We start from the raw sequence: 14,963 nt of genomic DNA on the forward strand, positions 1-14,963 counted from the left end.
CGGCCGGCGCGGGGCGCACCCGGCGGCGCCGGGCCGCGGGGCCGCTGGTGCCGTAGCCGACCAGCACGTTGCCGGATCCGGAGTCGCCGTCGGCCGAGGCGGCCGGGGCGGCGGGTGCGGGTGCGGGTGCGCCGGCGGCGTGCCGGTCGGGGGAGCCGACCGCGACCGTCAGCAGCGGCCGTCCGACGTCGAGGGTCTGGCCCTCCTCGCCGAAGCGCGCGGTGACCACGCCGCCGTAGGGGCAGGGCACCTCGACCACGGCCTTGGCCGTCTCGACCTCGACGACCGGCTGGTCGATGGCGACGACGTCGCCGACCTGCACCAGCCAGCGCACGATCTCGGCCTCGGTCAGCCCCTCACCCAGGTCGGGGAGGGCGAACTCGCGGACGACGCCCATCACACCTCCTCCCACTGCAGGCGCCCCACCGCGTCGAGGACGCGGTCGACGCCGGGCAGGTGGTGCCGCTCCAGCATCGGCGGCGGGTAGGGGATGTCGAAGCCGGCGACCCGCAGGACCGGGGCCTCCAGGTGGTGGAAGCAGCGCTCGCTCACCCGGGCCGCGATCTCGGCGCCCACACCGCCGAAGCCCGAGGACTCGTGGACGACGACCGCGCGGCCGGTACGGCGCACCGACGCGGTGACCGTCTCGTCGTCGAAGGGCACCAGGCTGCGCAGGTCGACGACCTCCAGGTCCCAGCCTTCCTGCACCGCGGCCTCGGCCGCCTCCAGGCAGACCGTGAGCGACGGGCCGTAGGTGATGAGCGTCGCGGAGCGGCCGCTGCGCCGGACGACGGCACGTCCGATGGGGGCCACCTCCTCCGGCGCGTCCGCCGACCAGTCGGCCTTGGACCAGTACAGCCGCTTCGGCTCGAGGAAGATCACCGGGTCGTCGGAGGCGATCGAGGCCCTCAGCAGCCCGTAGGCGTCCGCCACCGTGGCGGGGGTGACGACGTGCAGACCGGGGGTGTGCGCGTAGTACGCCTCGGAGGCGTCGCTGTGGTGCTCCACGCCGCCGATGCCGCCGCCGTACGGCACCCGGATGGTCAGGGGCAGCGGCATGGTGCCGCGCGTACGGTTGCGCATCTTGGCGACGTGGCTGACGAGCTGCTCGAACGCCGGGTACGCGAATGCGTCGAACTGCATCTCGACCACGGGGCGCATGCCGTACATCGCCATGCCCACGGCCGTACCGAGGATGCCGGCCTCGGCGAGCGGGGTGTCGGTGCAGCGGCTGTCGCCGAACTCCTTGGCGAGGCCGTCGGTGATCCGGAAGACGCCGCCGAGGGTGCCGATGTCCTCGCCGAAGAGGTGGACCGACGGGTCCTCGGCGAGGGAGTCGCGCAGCGCGCGGTTGAGCGCCTGGGCCATGGTGGCCGGCTTGCGTCCGGTGGCCACGGGGGTCGCGGTGGTGGCGGTGCTCATGACTGTGCCTCGGCCTCCAGCTCGGCCCTCAGCATCGCGGCCTGCTCGCGCAGCTGCGGGGTGGGCTCGGCGTAGACGTGTGCGAACAGGTCCATCGGGTCGAGGACCGGGTCCTCGTTCATCCGTTCGCGCAGCGCGGCGGCCATCCGCTCCGCGTCCTCCTCGGCGGCGCGGACCATCGCCTCGTCGAGCAGGTCGCGCTCGCGCAGGGCGCGCTCGAGCACGGCGATCGGGTCGTGCTCGCGCCAGGCCTCGACCTCGGCGTCCTCCCGGTAGCGGGTGGCGTCGTCGGCGTTGGTGTGGGCGTCCATGCGGTAGGTGATCGCCTCCACCAGGGTCGGGCCGCCGCCCTCGCGGGCGCGGGCCACGGCCTCGGTGAGCACGGCGTGGACGGCCGCGACGTCGTTGCCGTCGACGAGCCGCCCGGGCATCCCGTAGCCGACGGCCTTGTGGGCCAGCGACGGGGCGGCGGTCTGCTTGGCGAGCGGCACCGAGATGGCGAAGCCGTTGTTCTGCACGAGGAAGACGACGGGGGAGTGCCACACGGCGGCGAAGTTCAGCGCCTCGTGGAAGTCTCCCTCGCTGGTGCCTCCGTCGCCGACCATGGCCAGGGCGACGACGTCGTCGCCCTTGAGCCGGGCCGCGTGCGCGAGGCCCACGGCGTGCGGCAGCTGGGTGGCCAGCGGCGTGCTGAGCGGGGCGACCCGGTGCTCGCGCGGGTCGTAGCCGGTGTGCCAGTCACCGCGCAGCAGCGTCAGCGCCTCGACGGGGTCGACGCCGCGGGCGACGGCGGCCAGGGTGTCGCGATAGCTCGGGAACAGCCAGTCCTGGGGCTCCAGGGCGAGTGCCGCGGCGACCTCGCACGCCTCCTGACCGGTGCTGGAGGGGTAGACGGCCAGCCTGCCCTGCTTGGTGAGCGCGGTGGCCTGCCGGTTGTAACGGCGGCCCCGCACCAGCTGTCCGTACATCGTGGTCAGCACTCCGGCGTCGAGCGCGCCTGCCTCGGGGGTGCCGAGCAGTCGGTACGGCTCAGGGTCGGGCAGCAGCGGCGCCGGGTCGGTGCGGGGTTGCCAGACGTGCTGGTCCAGGACGGTCATCGCGAGCACCTCCTCGTGGGCGTGTTCAGTGGGGGGAGCGGGTATCGCTCCCCTACCGATTGTTCGGTCGCCGGAGGCATTTTGGCTACAGGTGTGTCCCGCCTGTGGACAAACGGTTCTCCACACCCTGAGATGGAGCCAGTACGTCCATGCTAGGGAGGCTCGGGGGCGTGACGGATTCCCAAATTTCTCGGGGCGGCGCCCCGGGACCGCAGGCAGCGGCGCCGGACACCGGTCCGGCGGCGGTGCGTCCGCTGGACGCGATCGACCGCGCGATCCTGCGCTACCTGCAGGAGGACGGGCGGGCGTCCATACGATCGGTGGCCGAGCACGTCCACGTGTCCCGCGCCAACGCCTACGCCCGGATCAACCGCCTCATCGAGGACGGGGTCATCCGCGGCTTCACGGCCCGGGTCGACCACGAACGCGCAGGTCACGGCGCGTCCGCCTACATCACCTTGAAGATCGTGCAGAACTCCTGGCGCACCGTGCGGGAAAAGCTGCTGGAACTGCCGGGGGTGGCCCACATCGCCCTGGTGAGCGGGGACTTCGACGTGCTGCTGCTCGTCCACACCCCCGACAACCGCAGCCTGCGCGAACTGGTGCTCACCCGCATCCAGGCGGTGCCCGAGGTGCTCAGCAGCCGCACGCTGCTGGTCTTCGAAGAGACCGACCGGGTGCTGACCGACTGACCCCACCGGCACCGCCCGCGGGCTCCCCGGCGCGGCTATCCGGCGTACTTCTGCAGGAAGGCCGTCACGGTGGCCCAGTTGGGGTCGTAGGTGAGCATGCCCACGCCGTGCTGGGGTCCGCTGACGATGTCGAGCCGGTTCTCGGCCGCCTTCTTCGTGGCCTTGCTCAGCGCCTCGGTCGACTCCGCGAACGCGGTGTCGCCCGCCGCCGCCATGTAGAGCACGGGCGCGGTCAGCCGCGGCACCGCGGAGCTCGCGTCCATGGTCCCGTAGGTCTCGGGCGCGGAGAGCGAGACCACGGCGTCGACCGGCGGATCCACCGACGCGGCGCCCTCCAGGACCGCCGTGCCGCCCTTGGACGCGCCCATGAGCAGGACGTGCCGCGCGCCCTTGGCGCGCAGGAACGCCACCCCGCCCACGACCTCGGGCACCTCGCTGCCGTTGGAGTCGACGACCAGGACGCGGTAGCCGTCCTTCAGCAGGAGGTCGGCCTGCGGCATCCACTGGCACATGTCGCCGTCCGCCTGGTGCATCAGCAGAACGGAGGTGTCGCCCTTGCCGGCGAGCCAGGCGTCCACGGGGTTGTCGTCGGTGTCGTCGTAACTGACGGACCCGGACTTCGCCTGCGCGGCCGTCAGGCAGCCGAAGTCCTCCGGCGGTGTGGCGTCGGCGGCCTGACCGCCGTCGTCACCCCCTCCGCACCCGGCGAGCAGCAGGACGGCGGCTGAGGCGGCGCACAGGCGGGCACGGAGGGTGAAGGACATGGCCCCGATCGTGAGGGTTGGTCTGGACCAGCGTCAAGAGACGCGCAAGCCGTCGAAGGCCAGCCGCACGACGGCGTCCACGACTGCGGCGTCGTCGTGCTCCCGGGTACCGGCCGTGTGCGGCTGGTACCACTCGACTATGGAGTTGATCATTCCGAAGAGCAGCCTGGTCGCGAGCCTGGGCTCCACGTCACCGCGCAGGTCCCCCTCCGCGACGGCCGACTTCAGCAGGTCGGCGACCCGGTGGTCGAACTCCCTGCGGCGCTCCAGGGCGGCGCGCTCGGTCCTGGTGTTCCCGCGCACCCGCAGCAGCAGCGTGACGTAGGGAAGCTCCGCCATCAGCACCTCGGTGGTGCGGCGCGTGACGTACTCCAGCCGCTCCACGGCGCGCCCGCCGCGCGCTCCGGGCTCCTCCAGGATGCCGAAGAGACCGTCCAGGGCACGGCCGACGGCGCGCTCCAGGAGCTCCTCCTTGCCCCGCACATGGTGGTAGATCGAGGACTTGGAGATGCCGGCGGCCCGCGACAGGTGCTCCATGGACGTGCCGTCGTAACCGCGCTCGATGAAGACCGTCACGGCCACGGCCAGCAGCGAGTCAGGCGTGTAGGTGTCCCTCTTGGGGGCGGGGTTGTCGCGCTGTGCCATGGTCATGATGAGAGTAGTCTCCCCTCGGCCGCCGCGCGGCGGTTCAGCGGACGGGACGGCGCGTAGCGCCCGCCGGGGTACGCCTGGTGCAGGTTGCGCAGCACCTCGCGGACCCACTCCGGGCCGAGTTCGGCACCCCAGGCGAGCGGACCGCGCGGGTAGTTCACGCCGAGCCGCATCGCGGCGTCGACGTCCTCCGGTGAGGCCACCCCCCGGGCGACGGCGTCGGTGGCGAAGTCCACCAGCATCGCCACGGTACGGGCGACGATCATGCCCGGTACGTCCTCGATGACGCTGACCTTCTTGCCCAGCGCCTGGAACAGCCCGATCGCCGCCTGCACGGTCTCCGGGCGTGCCGAGTCGGACGGCGCGATCGCGACCCGGGTGGCCACCCGGTAGTCCAGCGCGAGGTCGAACTGCACGTAGTCGACGGCCGGGCCCGTGGTGGCCGGGCCCCCGTCCGCCAGGTAGAGCCGGCCGCCGCCGGGCAGCTCGAGGTACCCGTCGTCCGGGTCGGCGACCTCGCCGTCCAGCACCTCTATGCCCGCCTCGGCGATCAGCCGGGGCAGCACCGCGGCCGGGCCGCGGCCGCCCATGCACACGGTGACCTCGGCGGGCGGCTTCTCCGGCCCCGCGGTGTGGGGGGCCGGGGCGGCGGCGCCCTCGGCGTGGTCGTACCAGCCGTGCCCGCTCTTGCGGCCGAGCCGCCCGGACTCCACCAGCCGCCGCTGGGCGAGGGAGGGGGTGAACTTGGGGTCCTGGAAGAACGAGTCCCACACCGAGCGCGTGACGGCCTCGTTGACGTCCTGGCCGATCAGGTCGGTGAGCTCGAACGGGCCCATCCGGAAGCCGCCGCTCTCCCGCAGCACCGCGTCGATGGTGGCGGGGTCGGCCACGCGCTCCTCGTGGAGCCGGAAGGCCTCGGCGTAGAAGGGGCGCGCGACCCGGTTGACGATGAAGCCGGGGGTGTCGGTGCAGCGCACCGGTGTCTTTCCCCAGGCGGCGGCGGTGTCGTACACGGCCTGGGCGGCGGCCTCGTCGGTGGCGGCGCCGGAGACCACCTCGACCAGCGGCAGCAGCGGCGCGGGGTTGAAGAAGTGGAGGCCGACGAAGCGGCCCGGGCGCCGCAGCGCGCCGCCCACGGCGGTGACCGACAGGGAGGAGGTGTTGGTGGCCAGCAGGCAGTCCTCGGCGACCACCGACTCCAGGGCCGTGAAGAGCTGCTGCTTAGCGCCCAGGTCCTCCAGGATCGCCTCGACGACGAGCGACACGCCCGCCAGTTCCTCGATCTCCCGGACGGCCGAGAGCCGGCCGCGGGCCGCGTCACGCTCGGCGGCGGGCAGCCGGCCCTTCTCCACCAGGCGGTCCAGCCGTTCCGCCAGGGCCCGCTCGGCCTGCTCGGCCCGGCCGGGGCCCGCGTCGTAGAGCCGTACGGAATGGCCCGCCACCAGCGCGACCTGGGCGATCCCCTGGCCCATCGTCCCCGTGCCCACCACCGCGACCGTGCTGGATCGGTCAAGAGCGCTCATCGCCGCCACTGCTCCTCGCCAGTTGTCCACAGCTTCGGTCGGCCCCCTTGTCCCGACCGAACATTCGGTTAATCTAGCGGGGAAGCCAGCACCCTGCCCACCCCAATCCAGCTCGACGAGGAGTTGGCCCCATGGCTGCCGATCTCACCGCTGTCCCGTCGGTCGCACGGCACCGCGAGACGCTCGACAAGGCGCTCGAGGCGATCCGTACCCGCGAGTACTGGTCTCCGTACCCCGAGCACCCGAAGGCATACGCGGACGGCGAGACCGCCCAGGCCGCGTTCGACGCCCTGCGCGGCACCCGCTTCGACCTGGACCAGCCCGGCACCGACGGCTGGACCGGCGGCGAGGTGTCCCCGTACGGCATCGAGCTGGGTGTGGAGTACCCGCACCCGGACGTCGACGTGCTCCTCCCCGCGATGAAGGCCGCGATGCCCGCCTGGCGCGAGGCCGGCCCGGAGAACCGGGCCCTGGTCTGCCTGGAGATCCTGGCCCGGATCAACGCGCGCACCACGGAGATGGCCCACACGGTCATGCACACCTCCGGTCAGGCCTTCATGATGGCCTTCCAGGCCGGCGGCCCGCACGCGCAGGACCGCGGCCTCGAAGCGGTCGCGTACGCCTACGTGGAGCAGGTGCGCACCCCCGGCACGGCCGAGTGGGTCAAGCCGCAGGGCAAGCGCGACCCGCTGACCCTGCGCAAGGACTTCACGACGGTGCCGCGCGGCATCGCGCTCGTGATCGGCTGCAACACCTTCCCCACCTGGAACGGGTACCCGGGCCTCTTCGCCTCCCTGGCCACCGGCAACGCGGTCGTGGTCAAGCCGCACCCGCGCGCCGTGCTCCCGCTGGCGCTGACGGTCGGGATCGCCCGCGAGGTGCTCGCCGAGAACGGCTTCGACCCGAACCTGGTCTGCCTGGCCGCCGAGCGCCCCGGCGAGGGCCTGGCCAAGACGCTGGCGCTGCGCCCCGAGGTCCGCGTCATCGACTACACGGGCTCCACCGCCTTCGGCGACTGGCTGGAGGAGAACGCCCGCCAGGCCCAGGTCTTCACCGAGAAGGCCGGCGTCAACACCGTCGTCGTCGACTCCACGGACGACTACAAGGGCATGCTGTCCAACCTGGCCTTCTCCCTGTCCCTGTACAGCGGACAGATGTGCACCACCCCGCAGAACCTGCTGATCCCGCGTGACGGCATGGCCACCGACGACGGCCACAAGGGCTTCGACGAGGTGGTGGGCGATCTGTCGGCCGCCGTGGGCGGGCTGCTCGGCGACGACGCCCGGGCCAACGCCCTGCTGGGCGCCCTGGTCAATCCCGATGTGAAGGCACGCCTGGAGGCCGCCGCCTCCCTCGGCGAGGTCGCGCTCGCCTCCCGCGAGGTCGCGCACCCCGACTTCCCGGACGCCGTGGTCCGCACCCCGGTGATCGTGAAGCTGGACGGCGCGAAGCCGGACGACGAGGCCGCCTACATGTCGGAGTGCTTCGGCCCGGTCGCCTTCGCGGTCGCCATGGACTCCACCAAGGACTCGGTCGACCTGCTGCGCCGCACCGTGCGGGAGAAGGGCGCCATGACGGTCGGCGCCTACACCACCTCCGGCGAGGTGGAGCGGCAGATCGAGGAGGTCTGCCTGGAGGAGGCCGCCCAGCTCTCCCTCAACCTGACCGGCGGGGTGTACGTCAACCAGACGGCCGCCTTCTCCGACTTCCACGGCTCCGGCGGCAACCCGGCCGCCAACGCGGCCCTGTGCGACGGCGCCTTCGTCGCGAGCCGCTTCCGGGTCATCGAGGTCCGCCGCCAGGCCTGATCCGGCCCGCCCGCACACCGACAGCCCCGTCCGGAGCAGCCCTGTCACTCCGGACGGGGCTGCTCCGTACCCACCCGCGCGTAGCGCTGGATCCAGGCGTGCATGGCGATGGCCGCCGCGGCCCCCGCGTTGATCGAGCGCGTGGAGCCGAACTGGGCGATCGAGCAGACCGCCGCCGCGTGCTTCCACGCCTCGTCGGTCAGCCCGGGCCCCTCCTGCCCGAAGAGCAGCACGCAGCGCCGTGGCAGTTCGGTGGTCTCCAGCGGCACGGCACCGGGGAGGTTGTCGATCCCGATGATCGGCAGGTCCTCCGCAGCCGCCCACGCGGCCAGCGCCGCGACGTCCAAGTGGTGGCGCACGTGCTGGTAGCGGTCGGTCACCATGGCGCCGCGCCGGTTCCAGCGGCGCCGCCCCACGATGTGCACCTCCTTCGCCAGGAAGGCGTTGGCGGTGCGCACCACGGACCCGATGTTGAAGTCGTGCTGCCAGTTCTCGACGGCGACGTGGAAGTCGTGGCGCCGGGTGTCGAGGTCGGCGACGATCGCCTCCCGCGTCCAGTAGCGGTACTCGTCCACCACGTTGCGGCGGTCGCCCTGCGCGAGCAGCTCGGCGTCGTAGCGCGGGTCCTCGGGCCAGGGCCGCGGGTGCGGCCCGACCCCGACCTCGGGGCCGAAGCCGTCGTCGTACTGCAGCGGCTCGGCCGCGTCGTCCTGGCTGGTGCTCACACCACGAGATTAGAGGGGGCGGGCTCGCCGGCCGGTCCCGGCCCTCGCTGCCCCGCGACCGCCCGCGCCTGCGCGTCCTCCGCGCCTTCCCCGCCTTCACCGCCTTCACCGCCTTCACCGTCTTCACCGCCTCCCGCGCCCTGCGGCCGGCCGTCCTCGGACTCCCCGGCCGCGCCGCGCCGCAACGGACGCACCACCCGGTCGCCCGCCCAGCGCAGGAAGCCGGTGGGCAGGAAGACCGCGTCGGCGGCGATCATCGCCAGCGAGAAGAACGGCAGTCCGAGGACGATCGCGATCGAGGCGTGCTCCAGCATCATCAACGCGAGGAGCACGTTCTTCACCCGGCGGTTGAAGAGGGTGAAGGGGAAGGCGACCTGGACGATCACCGTGCCGTAGGTGATCACCATGACCATCAGTCCGCTGGCGGCCATCGCATGGGACAGCCCCGGCCAGGGGCTGAAGTCGTCCAGGTGCAGCGGGTAGTACACCGCGGTGCCGTCCTGCCAGCGCGAGCCCTGGACCTTGTACCAACCCGCCGTGGCGTAGATCAGGCACACCTCGACGACGATCACCAGCAGACCGGCGGCGTGCAGGATGTTCGCGAGGATCCGAAGGACCGTGCGCGGCTCGCCCGGCGCGTACCGCCGCACCGCCCACCACACGGCCTGCAGCAGCAGGAAGCCCCACAGGAACGGCGTCCAGCCGAGCCAGGGCAGCAGGCCGTCGGTCCAGTTCAGGCCGGTACGGCCGAGCAGCTGCGCCACGGTGAGCACGAGTCCGAGGACGATCCACAGCGCGATCCCCGCGCCGTCGCCGTCCCGCCCCTTGGCGCGGCGGCGGGCGTCGAGCGACCAGACCCGCCCGCACCGGGTGAAGACGAGGTAGATCGCCATCAGGTGGATCACGTTGTCACCGCCGTCGCCGACGAACACGCTCCGGTTCTGCAGGGAGAGCACGCCGATCATGAACAGCAGCGAGGCCGTGCGGGTCCGCCAGCCGAGCAGCAGCATCGCGCTCGCCACGATCGCACCCGCGTACACGACCTCGAACCACGCGTCGGCCCTGCCCCACAGCAGCAGGGTGAAGGCGTGGTTGTCGGCGACGAGCCGGTTCGCCAGGTCCCAGCTCCACGCCCCGTCCGGCCCGTAGAGCTCGTGGCGGTGCGGCCACTCGCGCAGCAGGAACAGCAGCCAGGCCAGTGAGATGCCGATCCGCACCACGGCGGTCTGGTACGGGCCGACGGTGGTGCCGGTGATCCGGGCCAGGCCACGCGACAGCCCGCCCGCGGCGGAGTCGAGCAGTCCGGCGAAGGGGGACGGGACGGGGGCCGGGCGGGCGGCGGGGGCCGGGCGGCCGCGGGCCGCCGCCGGCTCGGGTACGGGGCGGCCCACGGGCTCCGCGGCCGCCCCGTGCGCGGACTCGTTCACGGCTTCGCTCACGACGCCTCCTCCCCGCTCTCGTCTCCCTCGTCCTCGTCCGCCGCGTGCGCGTTCCACCAGGGCAGCACCTGGAAGGTGGTGCGCGTGTCGATCTCCTCGGGGCTCCAGGTGGGGGCCGCGACCGGCGTGGTGCCGGTGCGCACCTGGAGGCGGACGACGTCGCCACCGTCGAGCCGGGGCCCGATGCGGTCCTCCACGATGCGTTCCAGGTACCGCCTGCTCAGCTCGCCGCGCACGCCGATCGGCTTGTCCTTCTCACCGTGGGAGGCGGCGTAGAAGCTCCACGCCCGGCGCAGCTCGTTCTGCTGGGTGTGGCTGGGCAGGACGTTGTGCCTGATGGCGGCGATGTCCATGGCCGTGAGGTCGATCCAGCCGGTCACCTGGTCGGTGCCGTCGTCCTTGTGCACATCGGCGCGCGCCCAGACGTGGATGTTCTGCTGGAGCGGATTGGGTGCGAAGAGCTTCCAGTTCTGCTCGAACTCGGGGTAGACGTAGCTGCCGACCAGGTCGCCGTGCTTCTTGGTGGCGGTGTTCGTGGGCGCGACGTGCAGGAAGACCATGAGCAGGTGCACCGCGACGCCGACCACGGCCGCGGCCAGCGCCAGCGCGACCACGGCCCGGGCGGGTGGCGACAGCGCGGCTATCCCGGCCGGTCCCCCGGATTCCTCGGGTGGCTCCATCGTGGTTCTCCGCTCGTGTTCCCCGTGTTCCGCTCAGCACGGAACGGTACTCATGCCGCACACGTGCGGTACAGCCGTCCCGGTCAGCACGGGCCGCGGGCGCCACGGGCAGGGTCAGGGAGGAGGCTACGGGGATGTGGACTTCCCCGCCCGGTCCGCCTAATCTGACACGCCGTCAGAATGGACGCGTCCGGGAGGTCGGGCCATGGACTTCAGCTTCAGCGAGGAGCAACTGGCGGCCGTCGAGGCGGCACGGGCGGTGTTCTCCGGCGTGGCCCCCGACGCCGTTCCGAGCCCCGCGCTCACCGCCGGTGCGGTGGCGGAGGACTTCGACCGCCCGCTGTGGCGCCGGCTGGCCGCCGCCGACCTCCTCGGGCTGGTGCTCGGCGAGGCGTACGGCGGGGCCGGCCTCGACCCGGTCGCACTGTGCCTGGTGCTGCGCGAGGCCGGGGCCGTGCTCGCCCGGGTGCCGCTGCTGGAGACCTGTGCCGCCGCGCTCGCCGTGCAGGGCGACGGCCCCGAGGAGCTGCGCGCCAGGCTGCTGCCCGCGGTCGGCCGCGGCGACCTCGTCCTGACCGTCGCCTCCGCGGGCCGCACCGGCCACGACGGCGCGGAACTCGCCGTCACCGCGCGGCCCGTGGACGCGGACGCGAACAGCCACGGGCAGGGCGCCGCCCGCGACTGGCTGCTCGACGGCGTCCAGACCGCCGTCCCCTGGGCGCCGCAGGCCGACCTCGTCCTGGTCCCGGCCTCCGCCGCCGGAGGCCGCACGGTCATCGCCCTCGTCCCGCGCGAGGCGGTCACCGCGGCCGAGCAGATCTCGACCAGCGGGGAGCGCCACGCCGAGCTCCGGCTGGACGCCGTCCGCGTCCCCGCGGGCGACGTGATCACCGCCGAGGGCGCCTGGGACCGGCTGCGCCGGCTGCTGACCACCGGCACCTGCGCCCTGGCGCTGGGGCTGGGCACCACCGTCCTGCGCATGACCGGCGCCTACACCGCCAAGCGCGAGCAGTTCGGGCACCCGCTGGCCACCTTCCAGGCGGTGGCCGTGCAGTCCGCCGACCGCTACATCGACCTGCGGGCGATGGAGGTCACCTGCTGGCAGGCCGCCTGGCGGCTGGACCCCGCCGACGTCGCGGTCGCCAAGATCTGGGCCTCGGAGGGCGTACGACGGGTGGTGCAGACCGCGCAGCACCTGCACGGCGGCTTCGGCGCCGACACCGACTACCCGCTGCACCGCTACCACGCCTGGGCCAAACAGCTGGAGCTCTCCCTCGGCCCCGCCGCCGCCCACGAGGAGGAGCTGGGCGACCTGCTGGCGGCCGAGGCCTGACGGCCCCGGGGCCGCCCCGCGGGCCTCAGAGCACGTGCGCCGGGCCCGCGCCGTCCGTCACCAGCGGGCGGCCCGCGGCCTCCCAGCCGAGCATGCCGCCGTCGACGTTCACCACGTCGAGGCCCTGCGCGATCAGGTACTGGGCGACCTGCGCCGAGCGACCGCCGACCCGGCACACGACGTGCACCCGGCGGTCCGCCGGGACCTCCTCGATGCGGGCCACGACCTCGCCCATCGGGATGTGCACCGCGCCCTCGGCGTGCCCGGCGTCCCACTCGTCGTGCTCCCGGACGTCGAGCAGGTAGCCGTCGGCGGGGACCTGCGCCGCGTCCACCGCGGGCAGCTGGGCGTAAAACATGGAACGGACTCCTTCGGTCGGGGCGTGCACGTCGAACGTACCCGACCCGCTAATCGGACCCCTTCGAGGAGCGCACCAGCTCCGCCAGCCGGGCCTCCCGGTTGGCCACCTGGTTGAGGAGGTTCTCCGCGATCTCGTTGAGCAGCCCGTCCGGGTCCTCCGGGGCGAGCTTCATCATCTGCGCGATCGCGCTGTTCTCCAGGTCGGCGGCGAGCGCGGCCAGCCGCTCCTTGCGCTGCGCGAGCCACTCCAGCCGCGCGTACAGCACCTCGGCCTCGCTCGGCTGCTCCTCCTCCGGGACCGGCCCGGCCTCCCACTCCTCCGCGAGCTCCCGCAGCCGCTGCTCGTCGGCGTAGGTGTACGCCTCGTTGACCCGGGCGATGAACTCGCTGCGGCGCTCGACCTCGGCCTCGTCCTGCGCCAGGTCCGGGTGGGCCTTGCGGACCAGCTCGCGGTAGAGCCGCTGCGCCTCCTTGCCCGGCCGCACGCGGCGCGGCGGGTTCGGGTCCTCCTGGGGCCGGACCCCGTCCGAGCCGAGCAGGCCCTCGAAGAGCTCCTCCACCCCCGGCATCGGCATCACGAGGGCGCGCGCCTCCCAGGCGCGCTGGATGTCCTCGCGGGAGCCGCTCTTGGCCGCGACCGCCTCCGCGATCAGCGCGTCGAGCTCGTCGAGCCGGGCGTACATCGGGCCGAGCTTCTGGTGGTGCAGCCGGGAGAAGTTCTCGACCTCCACCCTGAAGGTCTCCACCGCGATCTCGAACTCGATCAGGGCCCGCTCGGCGGCACGCACCGCCTGGGCCAGCCGGTCCTGGGGTTCGGAGGATGCGGCGGCCGACTCGGTGCCGGGGGCCGACTCGGTGCCGGGGGAATTCGTCACCGGTCCAGCCTACGAGGAGTGGGGGGCGCCGGTCACAGGGTACGGCCTCGTACCTGCCCCGGCACACCGGCGCCCGGGCCCTCACACACCCTGTTCCGCGGCGATCCGCCCGGCCCGCACCTCCGCCACCAGCTCGGCGTGGTCCGCCTCGGTCCGGTCGGCGTACGCGACCGCGAAGGCCGCGACCGCCTCGTCGAGTTGCCCGCCCTTTCCGCAGTAGCCCGCGATCAGCCGGGGGTCCGCGGAGTGCGCGTGCGCCCGGGCCAGCAGCGCGCCCGTCATCCGCGCGTAGTCGTCTATGAGGCCGGCCTCCAGTGCCGCGGGGTCGACGCTGCCCTTGCGGTTGCGGAACTGCCGTACCTGGTGGGGACGGCCGTCCACGTCGGCCCAGCCCAGCAGGCTGTCGCTGACGACCTGCATGCGTTTTTGGCCCAGCACCACGCGCCGTCCCTCGTGCTCCACCGCGGGCGCGTCGAACCCGGCCTTCCCCAGGTACGGCAGCAGCGCGGAGGGCCGGGCCTCCTTCACCTGGAGCACCAGCGGCTGATCGAGGTGGTCCAGGAGCAGCACCACGTACGACCTCGTGCCCACGCTGCCCGTCCCGACCACCCGGAACGCCACGTCGTGCACCGCGTACCGGGCCAGCAGCGGCCGCCGGTCCTCACCGATCGTCGCCAGGTAGCCGCCCTCCGACAGGGCCCCGGCGACCGCCGCCGCCTCCCCGTCCGGCACCCGGCGCAGCACCGGGGGCGCGTCGACGAAGCGGCGGCCGCCGCCCTCGACCTCCTCCGTGGCCCGCGCCGCGAACTTGGCGCTGGTGTTGCGGCGCGCCTTCCCGGCCACCCGGCGCAACGTGCCCGCCAGGTCGCGGGCGTCGGCGTGCGCGACCAGCTCCTCGTCGGCGATGGCGTGCCAGGCGTCCAGCACCGGCATCTTCGCCAGCAGCCGCATGGTGCGCCGGTACGCGCCCACCGCGTCGAAGGCGGCACCCCGGCACGCGTCCTCGTCCGCCCCGGCCTCGCGCCCGGCCAGCACCAGGGAGGCGGCGAGCCGCTTGACGTCCCATTCCCAGGGGCCGTGGACGGTCTCGTCGAAGTCGTTGATGTCCATGACCAGCCGGCCCAGATGGTCCCCGTACAGGCCGAAGTTGGCGGCGTGCGCGTCCCCGCAGATCTGGGCGCCGATGCCGGTGACCGGGCCGCCCGCGAGGTCGGCCGCCATCAGCCCGGCCGAGCCGCGGAGGAAGGCGAAGGGGCTCGCCGCCATCCTCCCCACCCGCAGCGGGACGAGTTCCGGGATGCGCCCGAGGCTCGACTCCCGCACCGCCTCCACCGCGCCCGGCCGGTCTGCACCCGGAGTGAACACCGCGTGCGCCTCGCGCGGCACCGCCTCCCGCAGCGCCTTGCCCTCCTGCTTGGGCGCGCCGTCGTGCGGCCATCTCTGGAACCCCGCGATGTGCGGAAGCCTGTGCTCCACGTGCTCTTCCTCCCCACGGGCCATGCCCGGTTGGTCACTCCTGGGGGCAATCTAGCCATTTACCGGACCGCGTCCGATGTTTCATGCTTGCCTGGACGGTGAAGACCCGACCCTGATG

The 14,963-nt window shown here is 73.3% G+C and carries 15 protein-coding genes; 3 read left to right on the top strand and 12 right to left on the bottom strand.

Going from position 1 to position 14,963, the window contains the following annotated elements; all coding sequences use genetic code 11:
• From PV410_RS40605 to pdhA, 3 genes are all read right to left on the bottom strand, one after another.
• A partial coding sequence (locus tag PV410_RS40605) for a biotin/lipoyl-containing protein (protein ID WP_500331579.1) occupies positions 1–397 on the bottom strand: 397 nt, incomplete at its 3' end.
• A complete protein-coding gene (locus tag PV410_RS40610) occupies positions 397–1,422 on the bottom strand; it encodes an alpha-ketoacid dehydrogenase subunit beta (protein WP_500331581.1) in 1,026 nt (341 codons plus the stop codon). The genes PV410_RS40605 and PV410_RS40610, both read right to left, overlap by 1 nt.
• Entirely contained in the window at positions 1,419–2,519 is a 1,101-nt protein-coding gene (pdhA, locus tag PV410_RS40615) for a pyruvate dehydrogenase (acetyl-transferring) E1 component subunit alpha (protein WP_500331583.1), read from the bottom strand. Before pdhA ends, PV410_RS40610 begins: the two co-directional genes overlap by 4 nt.
• A 149-nt stretch (positions 2,520–2,668) precedes the next feature.
• On the opposite strand from pdhA, the gene PV410_RS40620 reads away from it, so the two are divergent.
• On the top strand, positions 2,669–3,211 hold the full coding sequence (locus PV410_RS40620) for an Lrp/AsnC family transcriptional regulator (RefSeq protein WP_078619887.1): 543 nt from the start codon (positions 2,669–2,671) through the stop codon (positions 3,209–3,211).
• Between the two features lie 35 nt (positions 3,212–3,246).
• Here PV410_RS40620 and PV410_RS40625 read toward each other — a convergent pair whose 3' ends face one another.
• From PV410_RS40625 to PV410_RS40635, 3 genes are read right to left on the bottom strand one after another with little or no spacing between them, the layout of a single operon-like run.
• Entirely contained in the window at positions 3,247–3,975 is a 729-nt protein-coding gene (locus tag PV410_RS40625) for an alpha/beta hydrolase family protein (RefSeq protein WP_500331585.1), read from the bottom strand.
• Between the two features lie 33 nt (positions 3,976–4,008).
• Positions 4,009–4,626 (bottom strand): TetR/AcrR family transcriptional regulator, encoded by a 618-nt coding sequence (locus PV410_RS40630; protein WP_500331587.1) that lies wholly within the window; start codon positions 4,624–4,626, stop codon positions 4,009–4,011.
• Positions 4,623–6,149, bottom strand: a complete 1,527-nt coding sequence (locus PV410_RS40635; RefSeq protein ID WP_500331588.1) for a 3-hydroxyacyl-CoA dehydrogenase — start codon at positions 6,147–6,149, stop codon at positions 4,623–4,625. Before PV410_RS40635 ends, PV410_RS40630 begins: the two co-directional genes overlap by 4 nt.
• Positions 6,150–6,280: 131 nt before the next feature.
• On the opposite strand from PV410_RS40635, the gene paaN reads away from it, so the two are divergent.
• A complete protein-coding gene (paaN, locus tag PV410_RS40640; RefSeq protein WP_500331590.1) occupies positions 6,281–7,957 on the top strand; it encodes a phenylacetic acid degradation protein PaaN in 1,677 nt (558 codons plus the stop codon).
• Positions 7,958–8,001: 44 nt separating this feature from the next.
• On the opposite strand, the gene PV410_RS40645 is transcribed toward paaN, so the two are convergent.
• Genes PV410_RS40645 through PV410_RS40655 form a run of 3 tightly spaced genes read right to left on the bottom strand, consistent with a single transcriptional unit; the run spans position 8,002 to position 10,801 of the window.
• On the bottom strand, positions 8,002–8,682 hold the full coding sequence (locus PV410_RS40645) for a TrmH family RNA methyltransferase (RefSeq protein WP_500331592.1): 681 nt from the start codon (positions 8,680–8,682) through the stop codon (positions 8,002–8,004).
• Positions 8,679–10,121 (bottom strand): HTTM domain-containing protein, encoded by a 1,443-nt coding sequence (locus PV410_RS40650; RefSeq protein ID WP_500331594.1) that lies wholly within the window; start codon positions 10,119–10,121, stop codon positions 8,679–8,681. Before PV410_RS40650 ends, PV410_RS40645 begins: the two co-directional genes overlap by 4 nt.
• Positions 10,118–10,801 (bottom strand): DUF5819 family protein, encoded by a 684-nt coding sequence (locus tag PV410_RS40655; RefSeq protein ID WP_500331596.1) that lies wholly within the window; start codon positions 10,799–10,801, stop codon positions 10,118–10,120. Before PV410_RS40655 ends, PV410_RS40650 begins: the two co-directional genes overlap by 4 nt.
• 205 nt (positions 10,802–11,006) lie before the next feature.
• On the opposite strand from PV410_RS40655, the gene PV410_RS40660 reads away from it, so the two are divergent.
• Entirely contained in the window at positions 11,007–12,134 is a 1,128-nt protein-coding gene (locus PV410_RS40660; protein WP_500331597.1) for an acyl-CoA dehydrogenase family protein, read from the top strand.
• 25 nt (positions 12,135–12,159) lie between these two features.
• Here the strand turns inward: PV410_RS40660 and PV410_RS40665 are convergent, their stop codons facing one another.
• The 3 genes from PV410_RS40665 to PV410_RS40675 all read right to left on the bottom strand — a co-directional run bounded on the left by PV410_RS40665 (position 12,160) and on the right by PV410_RS40675 (position 14,845).
• Positions 12,160–12,492, bottom strand: a complete 333-nt coding sequence (locus tag PV410_RS40665) for a rhodanese-like domain-containing protein (protein WP_499512856.1) — start codon at positions 12,490–12,492, stop codon at positions 12,160–12,162.
• 49 nt (positions 12,493–12,541) lie between these two features.
• On the bottom strand, positions 12,542–13,369 hold the full coding sequence (locus PV410_RS40670; protein WP_499512857.1) for a hypothetical protein: 828 nt from the start codon (positions 13,367–13,369) through the stop codon (positions 12,542–12,544).
• Between the two features lie 81 nt (positions 13,370–13,450).
• Positions 13,451–14,845: a DUF2252 domain-containing protein gene (locus PV410_RS40675; protein ID WP_500331599.1), complete on the bottom strand. Its 1,395-nt coding sequence runs from the start codon at positions 14,843–14,845 to the stop codon at positions 13,451–13,453.
• Positions 14,846–14,963 lie beyond the last annotated feature (118 nt).

This window comes from Streptomyces sp. PA03-5A (genome assembly GCF_033792725.1).
Classification (GTDB): Bacteria; Actinomycetota; Actinomycetes; order Streptomycetales; family Streptomycetaceae; genus Actinacidiphila.